We start from the raw sequence: 2,134 nt of genomic DNA, 5'->3' as shown, positions 1-2,134 counted from the left end.
CTTATGTTAACACTCTTATTTGTTGGCTGGTTATCTTTTACCCAAACGTTAAAGATATATTCGTTTCCCTGTACCGGTTCAAAACCACGTGGCAGTAAACCATAATTATTTAGCAGGTTAAACTCGCCATTATTGTTACGGGTTAGGTATGGCATTGTTTTTTGCTCTTTATTGTGTTTTACAGTAGAAAGTACAATTCCATCTGTTGACAATGCCAAACTGTAATTCCCTGAGTGTGATACCGAGTTAGAAATCGACCAGTATAATGGTTGATTATAGGGCTTCGAAACAAATTCCTTAACCACATTGGTATCAGGTACAACAGTATGGCGACCGCGATCCTCAAAGCTATTGACATAGATTTCTCTGTTCCTGGCATTGGATGCAACAGCCGATGGCAATTCTCCCTTAAAATCGAAACTTGCTGCGCTATATCGGTTTAAGGCATCTTTATTTTCTAGTTCCTGCCCGTATTTATCATATTGAGTTATAATATTGGAGGTGATCCATTTGGTGGTTGAAGGGTTTCCGATTATGTTATTCCAAAGCCCACCAAAATTCCAATACGAACTAAAAGTCTTAATATAACCAGCATTGGCTGTATTCATTCCTTTCTTACCCAAAGTGAAAATATTGTCGTAAGCCCTGTTCTCCTGATATACTTTTTGTGTATTTGGCCGCCAGTTACCTTTTATTCCCTGTACAAAAGGATTGTAAAACGTTTCATAAGTAAAATGCCATGTTTTAAGACCATTAATGGTCCTAAAACTTTGTATATCATAATTATATGCGAGAGAAGATGTTGAAAATATGGTTGCAGGTACATTAACGCTTGAGGCAGATAGAACATTTTGTATGTCATCCCGGTAAATTTCCACACCAATACTTCCTGGATTATTCGGCCAGTTGTTGTATGCATTAGAAATATTATATCCTTCAACTTCAATTTTATGTGTTCCCGCAGCGAGATAAACAGGAACAATAGTCCAATATTCAAAAGTTTCAGGGGAATTTACAGTGGGTTGTAATACATTATTATCAATTGTAATTTTAATTCTATCATCACCTGCAAACCCAATGAAATAATATTTACTAACCGGAGCATCAAATGTCGAGGTAAAGCCTAAGGGTTCAGCTACGCTTGCAGGAATACTTGTATCCGGCCATATTCCAATATTTATTAATCTGGAGTTTAAATAATCATTGCTGAAATTATAATAATCTGGATTTCCACATGGAGCATTAAAAAAGTTACCTTCAGCATCGCATGGATTATAAAAGCGGGATCCCGAACGACCATGCTCAGAGTTATATCCAGCAATTCTGAAGTTGAAAGTAGAAGAGGTATTCTCAATACGGTCTGTTACCTGCCCTAAGGCATCAACTGGCCATTCATCATCATAAGTGGTAAGCGATGCAGATAATACCTTCATCTGGCTTAAATCGCCATTAATATTTAGTTTATTATTTTTTATCGGATTATTTACCGATACAATGCTCTCGGTTCCGGCCGATAGAAGGTTTCTATAGCCAGAGTGTACTACCTTGAATTTTTTGGCATCGTCGGTTCCGGTTATAGACTTTAATACTTTTCCTCTTTGATCAATCAATAATTTGGTTGGTTCTAATAATGGAAGATCCAAATACTCAGGATGACTGGGAGAACTATTGACAATTAAAGATCGATTATCAACTACCCAGTAATGCACTCCAGATGCAATATTAACTAACTCATCTCCTTGGGTAAGTAAGCTCCAGTAAGCGTCATTAATTTCGTATAGGCTGTTTAAGGAAACATTTTTAAGCACCATCCCTTGATTTTGATAGGCTCCTCCCATTTTACGGTAAGCCCAATAAGCAGGTAAATTAAGCGAGTAATAATCTTTATTAAATTCATTCTGCGTTTTAGTTAGTAGCGCTTCTCCCGTTACTCCATCATAGGCTACATTTTCTACCGAAATAGAAGAACCATTTTCTTTTTTAACCACATTTTTAATTAACCCATTGGTTTGAATAACTTTTACCGCACATGCTGATCTGAATAGTTTATATTCGTTATTACTATTAATTGGAAAATGGGGAATGGGTATCGGCGTTAGAAAAATGGGTATAACATCAACGCCCAGGTTTATAG

The 2,134-nt window shown here is 36.6% G+C and carries 1 protein-coding gene; it reads right to left on the bottom strand.

Going from position 1 to position 2,134, the window contains the following annotated elements:
- Positions 1 to 2,134: hypothetical protein (locus AC1DPQ_RS25855; RefSeq protein ID WP_477611322.1), on the bottom strand; the 2,134-nt coding region annotated here is incomplete at both ends.

It is taken from the genome of Pedobacter sp. 01T416_2, from assembly GCF_056398925.1.
This window is presented reverse-complemented; position numbering and strand designations above follow the sequence as displayed.